Origin of the sequence: Streptomyces sp. NPDC046859 (assembly GCF_040645135.1) — a bacterium.
Lineage (GTDB): Bacteria > Actinomycetota > Actinomycetes > Streptomycetales > Streptomycetaceae > Streptomyces.
Window position 1 is genome coordinate 99,685 of sequence record NZ_JBEYXR010000009.1, and the last position, 14,808, is coordinate 114,492.

10 protein-coding genes are annotated in these 14,808 nt (G+C 73.1%); 1 reads left to right on the plus strand and 9 read right to left on the minus strand.

Features of this window, described 5'->3' with window-relative positions:
* Positions 1-20 precede the first annotated feature (20 nt).
* Both ABZ899_RS16075 and ABZ899_RS16080 read right to left on the minus strand, forming a co-directional pair.
* On the minus strand, positions 21-296 hold the full coding sequence (locus tag ABZ899_RS16075; RefSeq protein ID WP_361345975.1) for a hypothetical protein: 276 nt from the start codon (positions 294-296) through the stop codon (positions 21-23).
* A gap of 105 nt (positions 297-401) precedes the next feature.
* Positions 402-1,601 carry a cysteine desulfurase-like protein gene (locus tag ABZ899_RS16080; protein WP_361345977.1) on the minus strand — a complete coding sequence of 400 codons (1,200 nt, stop codon included), beginning with the start codon at positions 1,599-1,601 and terminating at the stop codon, positions 402-404.
* A gap of 207 nt (positions 1,602-1,808) precedes the next feature.
* Between ABZ899_RS16080 and ABZ899_RS16085 the strand changes: the two genes are divergently transcribed.
* A complete protein-coding gene (locus ABZ899_RS16085) occupies positions 1,809-2,732 on the plus strand; it encodes a LysR family transcriptional regulator (RefSeq protein ID WP_361345979.1) in 924 nt (307 codons plus the stop codon).
* On the opposite strand, the gene ABZ899_RS16090 is transcribed toward ABZ899_RS16085, so the two are convergent.
* The 7 genes from ABZ899_RS16090 to ABZ899_RS16120 all read right to left on the minus strand — a co-directional run bounded on the left by ABZ899_RS16090 (position 2,722) and on the right by ABZ899_RS16120 (position 14,512).
* Positions 2,722-3,345, minus strand: a complete 624-nt coding sequence (locus ABZ899_RS16090) for a sarcosine oxidase subunit gamma family protein (protein WP_361345981.1) — start codon at positions 3,343-3,345, stop codon at positions 2,722-2,724. The genes ABZ899_RS16085 and ABZ899_RS16090 overlap by 11 nt on opposite strands.
* The gene (locus ABZ899_RS16095) at positions 3,338-6,529 is read right to left on the minus strand and encodes a sarcosine oxidase subunit delta (protein WP_361345983.1); all 3,192 of its coding nucleotides are present in this window, start codon (positions 6,527-6,529) and stop codon (positions 3,338-3,340) included. Before ABZ899_RS16095 ends, ABZ899_RS16090 begins: the two co-directional genes overlap by 8 nt.
* Before the next feature lie 13 nt (positions 6,530-6,542).
* Complete coding sequence (locus tag ABZ899_RS16100; RefSeq protein ID WP_361345985.1) at positions 6,543-7,778, minus strand: sarcosine oxidase subunit beta family protein; 1,236 nt, start codon at positions 7,776-7,778, stop codon at positions 6,543-6,545.
* A 40-nt stretch (positions 7,779-7,818) separates the two neighbouring features.
* Complete coding sequence (locus ABZ899_RS16105) at positions 7,819-10,260, minus strand: FAD-dependent oxidoreductase (RefSeq protein ID WP_361345987.1); 2,442 nt, start codon at positions 10,258-10,260, stop codon at positions 7,819-7,821.
* Between the two features lie 181 nt (positions 10,261-10,441).
* Positions 10,442-11,410: an ABC transporter substrate-binding protein gene (locus tag ABZ899_RS16110; protein ID WP_361345989.1), complete on the minus strand. Its 969-nt coding sequence runs from the start codon at positions 11,408-11,410 to the stop codon at positions 10,442-10,444.
* 13 nt (positions 11,411-11,423) lie between these two features.
* Positions 11,424-13,424, minus strand: a complete 2,001-nt coding sequence (locus ABZ899_RS16115) for an ABC transporter permease subunit (protein WP_361345991.1) — start codon at positions 13,422-13,424, stop codon at positions 11,424-11,426.
* Positions 13,421-14,512 carry a glycine betaine/L-proline ABC transporter ATP-binding protein gene (locus ABZ899_RS16120; RefSeq protein ID WP_361345993.1) on the minus strand — a complete coding sequence of 364 codons (1,092 nt, stop codon included), beginning with the start codon at positions 14,510-14,512 and terminating at the stop codon, positions 13,421-13,423. The genes ABZ899_RS16115 and ABZ899_RS16120 overlap by 4 nt, the downstream gene beginning before the upstream one ends.
* Positions 14,513-14,808 lie beyond the last annotated feature (296 nt).

Sequence of the window (14,808 nt, forward strand, 5' to 3'; positions counted from 1 at the left end):
GCCGCGATGCGGGGGCTCGCTCAGAAGGCGCTGTTGTTGCAGCCCATCGACGAGCCGAGGTGGGTGTTCTGCGCGCCCGAGTCGCCCTCGCCGTTGAGGCCGTTGCCGAGGACGCCGTTGAGCAGGCCGACGACACCGAGGACGTCGATGTTCAGGTCGTGCGACTTGCACTCGGTGCTCTGCTGGACCTTGTAGGCGCTGCCCTGCGGGCCGTCGGCGTGGGCGGTGCCGGCAGCGAGGAAGCTGACGCTGCCGAGAGCGGCGACCATGACGGCAGCCTTGCGAAGCTTGAGCATGTGATCTCCGGTGGAGCGAGGTGGATGCGAAAAGTGAGAGTGTGACCCCTCACGGTTTACGGAGATTAGTGAGAAATGTCCTGAATTGCCTTTTGGCGCGCCGTGTCAGAGGAAGGACGCCAGCCCCTCCAGAAAACGGTCCACCTCCTCGGCGGTGTTGTACGGCGCGAGACCCACACGCAGTGCGGGGTCCGGCAGTTCCAGCGCGGTGAAGGGCTCATGGGCGTAGAACGACCCGGCGGGGGCCACCACATCGCGCGCCGCCAGATGGGACTGCGCCGCACGGGCGTCGTGTCCCTCCAGGGTCATCAGCAGGGTCGGAGTGCGGTCGGCCGCCTTCGTGTGGACGGTCACCGCGTCACCGAGACCGCGCAGCCCGTCCTCCAACCGGGCGCGCAGCACGGTCTCGTGCGCGTGCAGCGAGGCCAGCGAGTGCGCGAGCCGCTCCCGTCGCGTGCCCTCGGCCGCGGGGTCCAGCACGGCGAGGAAGTCCACGGCCGCCGTGGCGCCCGCCAGCGTCTCGTACGGCAGGGTGCCGAACTCGAAGCGCTCCGGCACCGCGTCGGAGGACGGCAGGAGTTTGTCCGGCCGCAGTGTCTCCAGCAGTTCGGGATCGCCGGCCAGTACACCGCAGTGCGGGCCGAGGAATTTGTACGGTGAGCAGACGAACAGGTCGGCGCCCAGCGCCGGGACGTCCACGAGGGCGTGCGCGGCGTAGTGCACGCCGTCCACGTAGACCAGTGCGCCGGCCTCGTGGGCCAGGTCGGCGATCCGGCGGACCGGAGGCTTGGTGCCGAGCACGTTCGAGGCGGCCGTCACCGCGACCAGCCGGGTGCGGGAGGACAGCGCGCGCTCGAACGAGGCCAGGTCGAGCTCCGTGGTGCCGTCGTCCAGTTCGATCCAGCGCACGGTCACCCCGGCCCGCTCGGCGGCCTGGATCCAGGGGCGGACGTTGCAGTCGTGGTCCAGACGGCTGACGATGATCTCGTCGCCGGCCGTCCAGCCCTTGGCCAGGTGCCGGGAGAAGTCGTACGTCAACTGGGTGGCGCTGCGCCCGTGGACGACTCCGTGCGCGGGAACGGCGAGCAGGTCCGCGTAGGCGGCGCGGAACTCCGCGACGGCGCGCTCCGCGTTCAGCTCTGAGGGGCTGACCGCGCCCCGGTTGGACAGCGGTCCGGTCAGCGTGGCCGCGATGGCGTCGGCGACGGACCGCGGGGTCTGGGTCCCGCCCGGGCCGTCGAAGAAGGCCAGCCCCTGCCGGAGGGACGGGAAGTGGGCCCGGAGAGCGGTCAGGTCGATGGCCATGGCCTCGGCTTTCGGGAGCGACGGGAGCGGTCTGCCGGCGGATGCCGGAGGGGTCCGTGACGTCGCGTCGTCCGCCCGCACGGCAGCCCGGACGTCGCGGACACCCCTAGACTCTGGCACCCGGCGGCACGACACGTAAAGCGATGGATCACGAAGTGAGAGTTCACGAATCATGAGGGGTCGGTTGCTCGTGCGAGGCGGCGCGTCATGAAGAACCAGCCGGATCTGAAGCTGCTGTCCACGTTCCTGGCCGTGGTGGAGCACGGCTCCATGGCCGCCGCGGCGGCAGCACTCGGCTATGTGCCGTCCGCTGTGTCGCAGCACGTCGCCGCCCTGGAGCGTGACCTGGGTGTCGAGCTGCTGGTCCGCAGGCCGGGCAGCCGGCTGATCCTCACCGCCGCCGGCCGGTCGCTGGCCCGCGCGGCCGGGGAGCTGTTCGAGGCGACAGCCCGCTTCCGTGACGCCGCCGACGGCATCGCCCGCCGGGAAGTCGCCGAGCTGCGCGTCGGCGCGTACCCGAGCGCGGTGAGCCATCTGTTGCCCGGCGTGCTGTCCGCGCTGCGGCCCCGGGAGCGGGGCGCCCGAGTGCGGCTGATCATCGTGGAGACGCACGCGGGGCTGCCCAGGGTCCGGTCCGGCGACCTCGACCTGCTCATCGCCTACCGGTACCTCCCGGAGGACCCGCCCGTCGCGTCCGCCGAGCTGGCCCTCACCTCGCTCGGCCACGAGCCCCTCGTCCTCGTCGCGGGCCGGCGGCCCGGTCGCCGCCCCCTCGCCCTGGAGGACTGCCTGGACCGGGAGTGGACGTCAGGCCCGGCGACCAGTCCCGACCGGCGGCTGCTGCACCGCTGGGCAGGTGAGCTGGGCATCTCGCCGGAGGTGACGTTGGAGACGGAGGATCTGCACAGCATGCTGGCGATGATCCGGGCGGGCCTCGCCGTGGGCTGGATCCCGTCCACCCTGATCGCCGGGGAGCGCGGCGACGAGGGCGTCCAGCGCGTGCTGCTGCCGGCCGGCTCGGCGCCGCTGTGCCGGGAGGTGCTGGCGGTGAGCCGGCCCGGCACCCGGCCCCCGGTGGCCGACGAACTGGTCGCGCTGCTGACGCGGGCGCTGCGGGGCATCAGGGCGTAGCGCCGTAGGGGGCAGCCGTGTCCCGGAGATATTCCGTGGCCGCGTCGAGCAGCCAGTCCGTCAGGTAACCGGCGTACGACGAGCGGACCAGCACCCAGAGTCCGGCCCGGTGCGGCTCACGGGCGATCAGGACGACCTGGGTGCGGCCCAGTGTCGTCCGGGCGCACCGGCCGGGGCCGAAGACGCGCGGGTGCAGGTCGAGGGCGCAGCCGTGGGCCAGCAGGTCGCGGGCGCGGGGCCCGGAGACGAGGAGGGTGGTGTGCTGGGCGGAGACGTCGACCACGGACACGGGCTCGTCGCCGGCGGCGTCCCGGATGCGGCGCTCCAGCCGCCGCTCGCCACCGGGCGGCGCCACCAGCAGCCACTCGTCCGGCCCCAGCCACAGCGCGGTCAGGTCCCCGGACCGGGCGACGGTGTGGGGCTGGACGGGAAGGTGCAGGTCCAGGGCCAGTCCCACGGCCCCGGCCGCCGCGCCCTTCGGGTCGAGGCGTACGTCCAGCAGGGTGAGGAAGGGGATCTCGGCCAGGCGGACCGCGCCTCGGGAGGCACGGGTGGCGGCGGCCAGGAGGTGCCTGTGTCGAGCCAGGGGGCTACGCGGGGCGGGGTCAGCCATCGCGGCGGGCTCCCTCGGGGTCGTAGAGGACGGGGTGGACGACGGTCACCGGGACCAGCCGGTCGCCGACGGGCGCGAACAGCCGCTCCCCGACGCGTTCGCGGCCGCCCTTGACCCGGGCGAGCGCGAAGGTGCGGCCCAGGGCGGCGCTGCGGTAGCTGGAGGTGACGTGGCCGAGGGTCGGGACCGGCGGGGCCGGCAGCACACCGTCCGCGATCAGGTGGGTGCCCTCGGGGAGGAGGGTGTCGCGGTCGTCGGGCAGGACGCCCACCAGATGCTTGCGGTCGGGGCGGGCGGTGTCGGCGCGCGCGTGGGACCGCTTGCCGACGAAGTCGCGCTTCGTGCGGGACACCACCCAGTGCATGCCGAGGTCCTGCGGGGTGACGGTGCCGTCGGTGTCCTGCCCGATGACCGGGTAGCCCTTCTCCGCCCGCAGCACGTGCATGGTCTCGGTGCCGTACGGGGTGATCCCGTAGGAGGCGCCGGCCTGGTGCACCGCCTCCCAGACGGTGAGCGCGTGCCACGCGGGCACGTTGATCTCGTAGGCGAGTTCGCCGGAGAAGCTGATCCGGCACACCCGGGCCTCGACGCCCGCCACGGCCGCGTCGCGCCAGGTCATGAAAGGGAAGTCCTCGGCGCCGACCGCGAGGCCGGGTGCGAGGGCGGCCAGTACCGCGCGGGACTGCGGGCCGACCAGGGCGACCGTCGCCCACTGCTCGGTCACGGAGGTGCAGTGGGTCTTCAGCTCCGGCCACTCCGTCTGCAGCCACTCCTCCATCCAGTCCAGGACGGCGGCCGCGTTGCCGGTGGTCGTCGTGACGAGAAAGCGGTCCGGGGCGAGGCGGGTGACCGTGCCGTCGTCGAAGACCATGCCGTCCGGGCGGCACAGGACGCCGTAGCGGATCACGCCGGTCCGCAGGGTGCTGATCAGGTTGGTGTAGAGCCGGTCGAGGAGTACGCCGGCGTCCGGGCCCTGGACGTCGATCTTGCCGAGGGTGGAGGCGTCCATGAAGGCCACGCCCTCACGGGCCGCCCGGCACTCGCGCAGCACGGCGGCCGTCATGTCCTCGCCGTCGCGGGGGTAGTACCAGGGCCGCTTCCACTGGCCGACGTTCTCGAAGAGGGCGCCGTGCGCGGCGTGCCAGGCGTGCAGGGTGGTGGTGCGGACCGGGTCGCGCAGGGCGCCTCGGTCACGGCCGGCGAGGGCGGCGAAGGACACGGGGGTGTAGGGCGGGCGGAACGTGGTCGTGCCGAGGTCGGCGACGTCGACGCCGAGCAGTCCGGCGACGACGCCGCTCGCCAGGACGCCGGACGTCTTGCCCTGGTCGCCCGCGGTGCCGGCGGTGGTGTAGCGCTTGGTGTGCTCGACGGACCGCAGCCCGGCGCCGGTGGCGCGTGCCAGGTCGGCGACGGTGACGTCCCGTTGGAGGTCGACGAAGCGCGGGCCGGGGTCGTCGCCGGGGACGTCGTACACCTCCATCGGGGGCGTCGGGCGCGGTTGCGGGGCGGGCCTCGGCAGGCGCGGGGACGTGGGCGGGTGCCCCTCGGCCCGGACGGCCCGGGCTCCCGCCGCCGCGCCGTGCCGCAGGGCCGCCGCCAGGTCGAGAACGCCGCCGGCGGCGCCCACGACCTCGACGGCCTGCCGTGTCCGGTCGGGGACGAAGCCGCCCAGCGCCGGGTCGTGGCGAAGGGTGCCGCCGGACTGGCTGAACAGGTGCACGACCGGGTTCCAGCCGCCGGAGACGAGCAGCAGGTCGGCGGTGAACCGGCGTCGTGCGGCTGGGCGTTCGCACGCGGCGACGGTGACGGCGGTGAGACGTGCCGTGCCGTCGGTGCCGGTGACGGCGTGCCCGGTGAGCACCTCGATGCCGGCCGCTCTGGCGCGGGCGGCCCACTCCCCCGCCTCGGGCCGGGTGTCGACGACGGCGGCGACGCGCACACCGGCCGCCGCGAGGTCGAGCGCCGCCGGGTAGGCGGTGTCGTTGGTGGTGAGGACGACGGCCTCGCGGCCCGGCAGGACGCCGTACCGGTTGACGTAGGTACGGGCCGAGGCGGCCAGCATCACGCCGGGGCGGTCGTTGTCGGGGAAGGCGAGCGGGCGTTCGTGGGCGCCGGTGGCGAGGACGACGCGGCGGGCACGGACGCGCCACACCCGTTCGCGGGCGACGTGGGCGGGGGCGGCGGCGCCGAGGTGGTGGGTGCGGCGCTCGACGGCGAGGAGGTGGTTGTCGTCGTAGTACCCGAAGACGGTGGTGCGGGTCAGGACGCGTACCTCGGGGGCGTGTCGGAGGCGGGCGGTGGCCTCGTGGACCCAGTCGAGGTGGTCGCCGGTGCCGAGGAGGCCGCCGCCGGGCTCCGGCCGGTCGTCCGCGAGGACGACCCGGGCGCCGCTGTCGGCCGCGGCGGCGGCCGCCGCGAGCCCGGCCGGGCCGGCGCCGACGATCAGCAGGTCGCAGTGGGCGTGCACGGCGTCGTAGCGGGCGGGGTCGGGGGTGGTGGCGAGGCGTCCGCGGCCGGGGAGGCTGCTCGCGACGAGGCCGTCGTACAGCTCGACGGTCGTCGCGGGGAGCATCGGTTCGGGGAAGGGCTCCTCGATCTGGACGAGCGCGTTGGGCTCTTCGACTCCCGCGGAGAAGATGCCTCGGGGGCGACCGAGCTTGATGCTGGTACCGGTGCGGATGACGCCGTTGGCGAGGAGGGCGGAGGCCAGGGTGTCGCCTCGGAAGCCCTGGTACACGGTGCCGTCGAAGGTGAAGGTGAGGGGGGTACCGCGGTCGGTCCGGCCTCGGGTCGCGTGGCGGGACGAGTGATCCGGGGCGGCCTCCGCAAGGGGCTGTGCCCGTGGGACCGGTCCCTGAAGGGGGGTGTCCTCGAGAGGCCGGCAGGCCGGGACACCCGGCGCCGGTTCGAGCGCCGACGGGCGCTCCTCCCCCGGGCGGTACACCGCCAGGATCTCGTTCGTCGACGTGTCCCGGACCGCGTGGAACCAGCGCCGGCAGCCCGCCGTGTGCGCCCAGCGCTCGGCGGACGGGCCTTGGGGATTGTCACGGAAGAAGAGGTGGCGGGCCCACTCCTCGTCCGTCAGGGCGGCCGGGTCCTCGGGGTAGGGCACATGGGCCTGGCCGCCGTGGTGGAACTCGGCCTCGTCGCGGGGCCCGCACCACGGGCAGGGGATCAGCAGCATGCGTCGGCTCCCCCTAGTGGGCCACGGCGGCCGCGCCGTGCTCGTCGACGAGCGCGCCGGTGGTGAATCGGTCGAGGCAGAACGGGACGTTGAGGGCGTGCGGCCGGTCGTGGGCGATGGTGTGCGCGTAGACCCAGCCGACGCCGGGGGTGGCCTTGAACCCGCCGGTGCCCCAGCCGCAGTTGAGGTAGAGGCCGCTGACGGGCGTGAGGCCGACGATGGGCGAGGCGTCGGGGCTGACGTCGACGATGCCGCCCCAGGTGCGCAGGACGTGGGCGCGGGCGAACACCGGGAAGAGTTCCAGGGCCGCCGCCATCTGCTCCTCGATGATGTGGAAGGCGCCCCGCTGGGTGTAGGAGGGGTACGCGTCGATGCCGGCGCCCATGACCAGCTCGCCCTTGTGGGCCTGGCTGACGTACACGTGGACCGCGTTGGACATGACGACCGTGGGGTGGACCGGTTCGAGGAGTTCGGACACGAGTGCCTGCAACGGGTGGCTCTGCAGCGGGAGTTCGATGCCGGCCATGGCCGCGAGGACGGAGGTGTGGCCCGCCGAGCACAGGGCGACCCGGCCCGCCGCGACCGGCCCGAGGTTCGTGCGGACGCCGGTCACCCGGCCGCCGGTGATGTCGATGCCGGTGACCTGGCAGTTCTGGATGATGTCGACGCCCGCCGCGTCCGCCGACCGGGCGAGGCCCCACGCCACATGGTCGTGCTTGGCGATGCCCGCGCGGGGCTGGTAGGTGGCCCCCAGCACCGGGTGGCGGACGTCGGGTGAGGTGTCGACGATCGGGCAGACCTCCTTGACGCCGTCGGCGTCGAGCCATTCCGCGTCGACGCCGTTGAGGCGGTTGGCCTCCACGCGGCGCACGCCGTCGCGGACGTCCTGGAGGCTGTGCGCCAGGTTCAGCACGCCCCGCTGGGAGAACAGCAGCGGGTAGTCGAGTTCGTCCTCCAGCCCCTCCCACAGCCTCAGCGCGTGCTCGTAGATGCCGGCGCTCTCGTCCCACAGGTAGTTGGAGCGGATGATCGTGGTGTTGCGGGCCATGTTGCCGCCCGCGAGCCAGCCCTTCTCCAGCACGGCGACATCGGTGATGCCGTGGTTCCTGGCGAGGTAGTGGGCGGTGGCCAGACCGTGCCCCCCGCCGCCGACGATCACCACGTCGTACGCCCTTTTCAGGTCGGGGGTGCGCCAGAGCCGGTCGGGGTGCTCGGGGAGGCCGGCGCCCGGGGTGCGGGGGCTGCTCATGGGTGCTCCGTCCGCCGGAGGGGACTGCGCGGGGGTGCGCTCATCCCCGCAGCCGGGACATGGCCGGGTCGAACAGCGGCTCCTCGGCCACGACCGCCTCGACGCGCCGGCCGAAGTAGCCGATGTGCAAGGCCGTGCCGGGGACGGTGAGTTCGGCCGGGAGCCACGCGTAGGCGATGCCGGTGCCGACCGTGTAGCCGTACCCGGCGCTGGTGACGTGGCCGACGGGGCGGTCGCCGTCGTACACGGGTTCCTTGCCCATCACGACCCACCGTGGGTCGTCGACGGTCAGGCAGGTCAGCCGGCGCCGGACGGCGGCGCCGCGGCGCTCCAGCGCGGCCTTGCCGATGAAGTCGTCCTTGTCGGTTCTGACGGCGAAGCCGAGACCGGCCTCGTAGGGGTCGTGCTCGAAGGTCATGTCGGTGCCGAAGGAGCGGTAGCCCTTCTCCAGGCGGAGGCTGTCGAAGGCACCCCGGCCCGCGAGGACGCCGCCGAGGGGTTCGGCGGCCCGCCACAGGGTGTCCCACAGGCGCAGCCCCAGGTCGGCCGTGGTGTACAGCTCCCAGCCGAGTTCGCCGACGTACGACAGCCGCATCGCCGTCACCGGGACGCTGCCGACGTGGGTGCGCCGGGCGCGGAAGTACTTCAGGCCGGCGTCGGAGAAGTCGTCGTCGGTGAGGGGCTGGAGGACGTCCCGGGCGAGCGGGCCCCACAGGCCGACGCAGCAGGTGCCCGGTGTGATGTCGCGGACCTGGGCGGTGCCGTCGGCGGGGAGGTTGCGGGTGATCCAGTCGAGGTCGAGGTTGCCGTTGACGCCGACCTGGAAGAGGTCGCGGCCGAGGCGGGCGACGGTGATGTCGCTGCGGATGCCGCCGTCGTGGTCGAGGAGGAGGGTGTAGGTGACGGAGCCGACCGACTTGGCGACCCGGCCGGTGCACAGGCGCTCCAGGAGGGGGGCGGCGCCGGGGCCGCCGACCTCCAGCCGTTTGAGGGCGGTCATGTCGTACAGGGCGACGGTCTCGCGGGTGGCCTGCGCCTCGGCGCCGACGATCGGTGACCAGTGGCGGGCCGCCCAGTCGTTCGGCCGGGGGATCGAACGGCCTTCGAGGAGGGGGGCGTTGGACTCGTACCAGTGCGGGCGTTCCCAGCCGTTCGCCTCCAGGAAGAACGCGCCGTGCTCCCGCTGGCGGACGTGGAAGGGGCTGGTGCGCAGCGGGCGCGGGTCCCCGGACGGCTGGCGCGGGTGGAGGATGTCGTACACCTCGACGAAGTTCCGGCAGTCACGGGTCAGCACGTACTCCGGTGCCAGCTGGTGCGGTTCGAAGCGGTTGACGTCGCATTCGTGCAGGTCGAAGGATGAGCAGTGGCCGTCGACGAGCCATTCGGCCATGGCCCGGCCGACGCCGGCGCTGTGGGTGACCCAGACGGCCTCGGCGACCCAGAAGCCCTTGACGTCCGGGGACTCCCCGAGGAGCGGGAAGTTGTCGGTGGTGAAGGAGAACAGGCCGTTGACCCCCTCCTCGACCTTCGCCTCCCGGGTGGCGGGCAGCAGGGCGCGGGTCTCGGCCCAGGCCGGTGCGAAGTCCTCCTCGGTGAAGGCCAGGACGGACGGCATCCCACCGGCGGCCTCGTCCACGGGGAGGATGTCGTCGGCGGCGACCGGCATCGGGCGGTGCCCGTAGAAGCCGATGCCGAGTCGGTCGAAGCGGTCGCGGTAGTAGAGGTCGGCGTCCTGGTGGCGCAGGATCGGGAGGACGGCCTCCGCGGTCCGGCCGGCGAGGGCGGGGACGGGCCCCGTCCAGGCGAGCTGGTGGGCGAGCGGGGTCAGCGGCAGGTTCATCCCGACCATGCGGGCGATGCGCGGGCCCCAGATGCCGGCGCAGCACACCACGATGTCGGCGTCCAGGTCGCCGTGGTCGGTGCGGACTCCGGTGATCTCGCCGTCGGCGATGCGGAGGTCGAGGACCTCGTGCCGGTCGAGGACGCGTACGCCGCGCGCGCGGGCGCGGCGGAGCTGGGCCTCGACGGCGAGGACGGCCCGGGCGAGGCCGTCGGTGGGCACGAGGAGTCCGCCGAGGACGCGGTCGCGGTCGAGCAGCGGGTGCCGGGCGACGCATGCGTCGGGGTCCAGCAGCCGGGCCTCGACGCCCCAGGCGGTGATCCAGCCGTGCCGGCGCCGCAGTTCGGCCAGCCGCTCGGGGGCGGTGGCCACTTCGAGGCCGCCGACCTGGAGGAAGCAGGGCGTGCCGTCGACGTCGAGGGAGCTGAGCTTGTCGACGGTGTAGCGGGCCAGGTGGGTCATGGTCTTCGAGGGGTTGGTCTGGAAGACCAGGCCGGGGGCGTGCGAGGAGGAGCCGCCGGTGGCGGGGACGGGGCCCTGGTCGACGACGGTGACCTCGGTCCAGCCCCGGGCGGAGATCTCGTCGGCGAGGGCCGCTCCGACGACGCCCGCTCCGATGATGACCACTCGGGGTCCCGCCATCGCGCCGCACCTCCGCTCGAGTTGCTTCGTGCGCAACGTGCCTCGGTTCGCGCAACTCAATGTGCCCGCGGTGTCCTGGGGTGTCAAGGGGCCGGGGGACGGCGTGGAACGGCTCCGGGAAGCATGCGGGCCCGGTGGCCGGGCGCGGTTCGCGCTCCGGCCACCGGGCCTGCCCAGCGGTCTACTCGAGCCAGGTCTTGACCTTGTCGCGGTTGGCCTCGACCCACTTCTTCGCCGCCGCCTCGGGGGCCATCCGGTCCACGGCGATGTACTTGGCCACCGTGTTCTGGTCGTCGTTGGTCCAGGTGAAGTTCTTCACCAGGTCGTAGGCGGGGCTGCCCGACTCGGCGAACTCCGCGCTGACGATCTTGTCCAGCTCGTACTCCGGGTAGTCGCAGGCGATCTTCTCGGCGTCGGCGTCGCAGCCCTCCTCGTAGGCGGGCAGCTTCACCTTGACGAGCGGGACCTCGGACATGAACCACTGCGGCTCGTAGAAGTAGCCGATGACCCACTCCTTCTTCTTCTCCGCCTTGCGGAAGGCCTGGATGAGCGCGGTCTCGCTGCCCGCGTACACGACTTTGTAGTCCAGCTTCAGGTTCTTCACCAGGGCCTCGTCGTTGGTGACGAACGACGGGTCGCCGTCGAGGAGTTGGCCCTTGCCGCCCGACTCGGAGGTGCGGAACCGGTCGGCGTACTTGTCGAGGTTCCTCCAGTCGGTGATGTCGGGGTGCTCCTTCGCCAGCCACGGCGGCACGTACCAGCCGATGAGCCCCTTGTTGCCGGTGGGTCCGGCGTCGACGGCGGTCTTCTGGCCGGTGATGTACTTCTTCTTGAGGTCGTCGTGGCCCCAGTTCTCGATGACGGCGTCGACCTCGCCCGTCCCGAAGCCCTGCCAGGCGATCTCCTCCTTGAGGTCCTTCTGCCGGACCGTGCAGCCGAGGTCGTGCTCGGCGACGTACGCGACGACGGCCGCGTTCGCCTCGTAGCCCACCCACGGGTTGACCGCGAGGTCGAAGGTGCCGCAGGAGCGGGAGCCGGACGAGCCGCCGGAGCCCGCGGAGTCGTCGCCGACCTTCGCGCCGCTGCAGGCGGTGAGGACGAGGGCGAGGACGGCCGTAGCGGCCGCCCCGGCCCGCCGGTGTCGTGCCATGGTGTCGTGCTCCTTACGCGCTGGTGCGGCGAGCCGCCGCCTGAGTGATCCGGTCGAACATGACGCCGAGCAGGACGATGGCGAGCCCCGCCGCCAGCCCCTTTCCGTACAGCTGTCCCTGGGAGAAGCCGGCCACCACGTCGTAGCCGAGGGCCCCCGCGCCGACGAGGCCGCCCACCACGACCATCGACAGCACGTAGATCAGGCCCTGGTTGGTCGCGAGCGTCAGGGCGCTCCTGGCCATCGGGAGCTGCACCTTGGTGACGGTCTGCCAGGTGGTGCACCCGGCCGAGACGGCCGCCTCCACGGTGGCCGGCGGCACGTTCCGCACCCCGTCCGCGACGATCTTCACGGCGACGGGTGCCGCGTAGACGACGGCGGCGACGATCGCCGTGAAGCGGGTCGCGCCGAACAGCGCGAGGAACGGCACGAGATAGACGAACGGCGGCATGACCTGGGCCGCGTCGAGGGTGGGCCGCAGCAGCCGGTCGACGAGGGCGTTGCGGCCCATCCACACGCCGAAGCCGACGCCGAGGACCATCACGAGGACCGTGGCGACGACGGTCGACGCCAGCGTCGTCATGCTGTCGGACCACAGGCCGGTGCCGACGAGCAGGCCCACGCAGACGGTGGTGGTGACCCCGGCGCGCCATCCGCCGAGGACGGCGCCGAGGGCGATCAGGGCCGCGCCGACCAGCCACCACGGGGAGTCCGTGAGCAGCGTCTGGAACGGGTTGAGCAGACCGGTGGTGAGCGTGTCGCGGAAGGCGTTGGTGAGACCGGACAGATGGTCCTGTGCCCAGGTGGTCACGCTGTCCGCGCCGCGGGAGACCGCACTGCCCACGCCGCCCTCGCCGGGGAACTGCGCCGCCCAGACGTAGGTGTGGGACAGGTACACGAGGACGGCGGTGACGGCCGCGCCCGCGCCTAGCAGGGGGCGGCGCCAGGCCGCCGTCCGGCCCCGCGCGCGCCGGGCGGTCTCCTGGCGGACGCCGGCCGCCGTCGTGACGCGGTCCAGCACGATCGCCATGACGACGATCGCGAGGCCCGCGTTGAATGCGGTGCCGACGTCCAGTGACTGGAGGGCCTGGACGACGGTCTTGCCGAGGCCGGGCGCGTCGATCAGGGCGGCGACGGTCACCATGGCGAGGGCGGCCATGATGGTCTGGTTGACGCCCATGACCACGGTCCGCGCGGACATCGGCAGCAGCACCTTCGTCAGGGTCTGCCGCCGGGTGGCGCCCAGCGATTCGGCCGCCTCGACCGTGGTGGCCGGCACGGAGCGGATGGCGTGCGCGGTGATGCGGATGGCGGGCGGCGCCGCGTAGACGAGGGTGGCGAGGGTGGCGGAGGCCGGGCCGATGAGGAAGAACAGGGTGAGCGGCGCCAGGTAGACGAAGGTCGGCATCGTCTGCATGAAGTCCAGGAACGGCGTCGTGATCCGGTGGACCCGGTCCGACAGCCCCGCCCACACCCCGAGCGGGATCGCGAACAGCAGCGCGACGAACACGGCGGAGAGCGTCAGCGCCAGGGTGTCCATGCTCTCCTGCCACAGCCCCTGGAGGCCGAGGAAGGTGAAGCCGGCCACCGCGAGCAGCGCGACCCTCCAGTTGCCCACGGCCCACGAGACGTACCCGGCGATGCCGACGACCCCGAGCCAGCCGATCTGCGGAAGGGGCCGGCCGGCTCCCGGCTGGGAGATCAGTTCCTGGACGGAGGTGACCAGGGAGTCGATGACGAGCCGGATCTCGTTGAAGAAGTACAGGAACACCGGGTTGGAGTCGCGGTCGGCGCCGATCGAGTCGTTGACGTCGTTGAACCACCGGTGCAGACCGGTGAGGTCGGCCGCCGCAAGCTGCAGCGTGTGCCGGCCGCGCAGGACGGCGAACAGCAGCAGCCAGACGAGGAGGATCGCGGCCACCACGAGAGGGCGGCCGGGGCGGCGCGCGGTCCGGGCCGGGGGTCTGGGCGCGGCGGTGCCGGTCCTGTCCGGTCTCTCCACGGCGACCGTCATCGCGGGTCGCCGTCCCGTCCGGCGACCACGGCGAGGATCTCCTCGTCGCCGACGATGCCGAGCAGTTCGCCGCCCTCGACGACCTTCACGGGCCGGTCGGCCGCCAGCACCGCCCGGGTGGCCTCGCGCACCACGACGTCCGGGCCCAGTTCCGGGCCGTCCAGGGTGTCGCCGTCCCGGGACGGGCGCATGATCCAGCGCAGGGTCAGCACGTCCCCGCGCGGCACGTCCTTGACGAACTCGCGGACGTAGTCGTCCGCCGGGGCGCCCACGAGGGCGTCGCCGGTGCCGCACTGGACCGTCGCGCCGTCCCGCATGATCAGGATGCGGTCGCCGAGCTTGAGGGCCTCGGACAGGTCGTGGGTGATGAACACCATCGTCTTGCCGACCTCGCGGTGCAGCCGGACGACCTCGCTCTGCATGTCGCGGCGGATCAGCGGGTCGAGCGCGGAGAAGGGCTCGTCGAAGAAGAGGACGTCGGGGTCGCCCGCCAACGCCCGGGCCAGACCGACGCGTTGCTGCATGCCGCCGGAGAGCTGCTCGGGGTAGGAGTTCTCGTAGCCCGCGAGGCCGACCAGTTCGACGACCTCCTGGGCCCGCCGGAGGCGTGCGCCGCGGCTCATGCCGCGGATCTCCAGCCCGAACGCCACGTTGTCGACGACACGGCGGTGGGGCAGCAGGCCGAAGTGCTGGAAGACCATGGAGAACTTGCGGCGGCGCAGTTCGCGCAGCCGGGCGGCGTCGGCGCCGCTGATGTCCTCGCCCTCGAGGACGACCTCGCCGGCCGTGGGTTCGATCAGCCGGGTGAGACAGCGCACCAGGGTGGACTTGCCGGAGCCGGACAGGCCCATGACGACGAAGACCTCGCCCGGCGCGACGTCGAAGTGGACGTCGCGCACGGCGGCGGTGCAGCCGGTGCGGTCCATGAGTTCACGGCGGGTCAGGCCGCGCAGTTCCTCGGAGCGCGGCACCCGGTCGGCCTTCGGCCCGAACACCTTCCACAGCCCGCGCACGGAGACGACCGGGGTGGAGTCCGGGTCCGGGGACGGGCCTGGCCGCTGGGGCGGCACCTCGGTGTGAGTGGTCACGGTCGGCCTCGTTTCGGCGTTCGGCCCGCGGCACGCGGGGACGGTGGGGCACGCCGGGGCATCGGCCGCCGAGTCCGGCCGGGGCGAAGGCGCCGCACACCCCGGCGTTCGCGCTGTGCCGCGCGGGGATCCGGACCGTCGTCGCGGAGGTGCGCCTGGCGGGGTGCCGGACCGCCCGGTGGTTTCCGGCCACCGGGCCTCGCCACGCGCCGTCCACGAACAGGTCTGCCACGCGCCGAGCCTTTCGACAGAAGTCGTTGCGCAATGTGCACCCGATTGCTTGTGGTGGAACACCT

Excerpts from the sequence above, each read along its gene's own strand:
- ABZ899_RS16110 (WP_361345989.1), bottom strand. The coding sequence starts at position 11,410 with ATGGCACGACACCGGCGGGCCGGGGCGGCCGCTACGGCCGTCCTCGCC.
- ABZ899_RS16100 (WP_361345985.1), bottom strand. The coding sequence starts at position 7,778 with ATGAGCAGCCCCCGCACCCCGGGCGCCGGCCTCCCCGAGCACCCCGAC.
- ABZ899_RS16090 (WP_361345981.1), bottom strand. The coding sequence starts at position 3,345 with ATGGCTGACCCCGCCCCGCGTAGCCCCCTGGCTCGACACAGGCACCTC.
- ABZ899_RS16095 (WP_361345983.1), bottom strand. The coding sequence starts at position 6,529 with ATGCTGCTGATCCCCTGCCCGTGGTGCGGGCCCCGCGACGAGGCCGAG.
- ABZ899_RS16085 (WP_361345979.1), top strand. The coding sequence starts at position 1,809 with ATGAAGAACCAGCCGGATCTGAAGCTGCTGTCCACGTTCCTGGCCGTG.
- ABZ899_RS16080 (WP_361345977.1), bottom strand. The coding sequence starts at position 1,601 with ATGGCCATCGACCTGACCGCTCTCCGGGCCCACTTCCCGTCCCTCCGG.
- ABZ899_RS16105 (WP_361345987.1), bottom strand. The coding sequence starts at position 10,260 with ATGGCGGGACCCCGAGTGGTCATCATCGGAGCGGGCGTCGTCGGAGCG.
- ABZ899_RS16115 (WP_361345991.1), bottom strand. The coding sequence starts at position 13,424 with ATGACGGTCGCCGTGGAGAGACCGGACAGGACCGGCACCGCCGCGCCC.
- ABZ899_RS16075 (WP_361345975.1), bottom strand. The coding sequence starts at position 296 with ATGCTCAAGCTTCGCAAGGCTGCCGTCATGGTCGCCGCTCTCGGCAGC.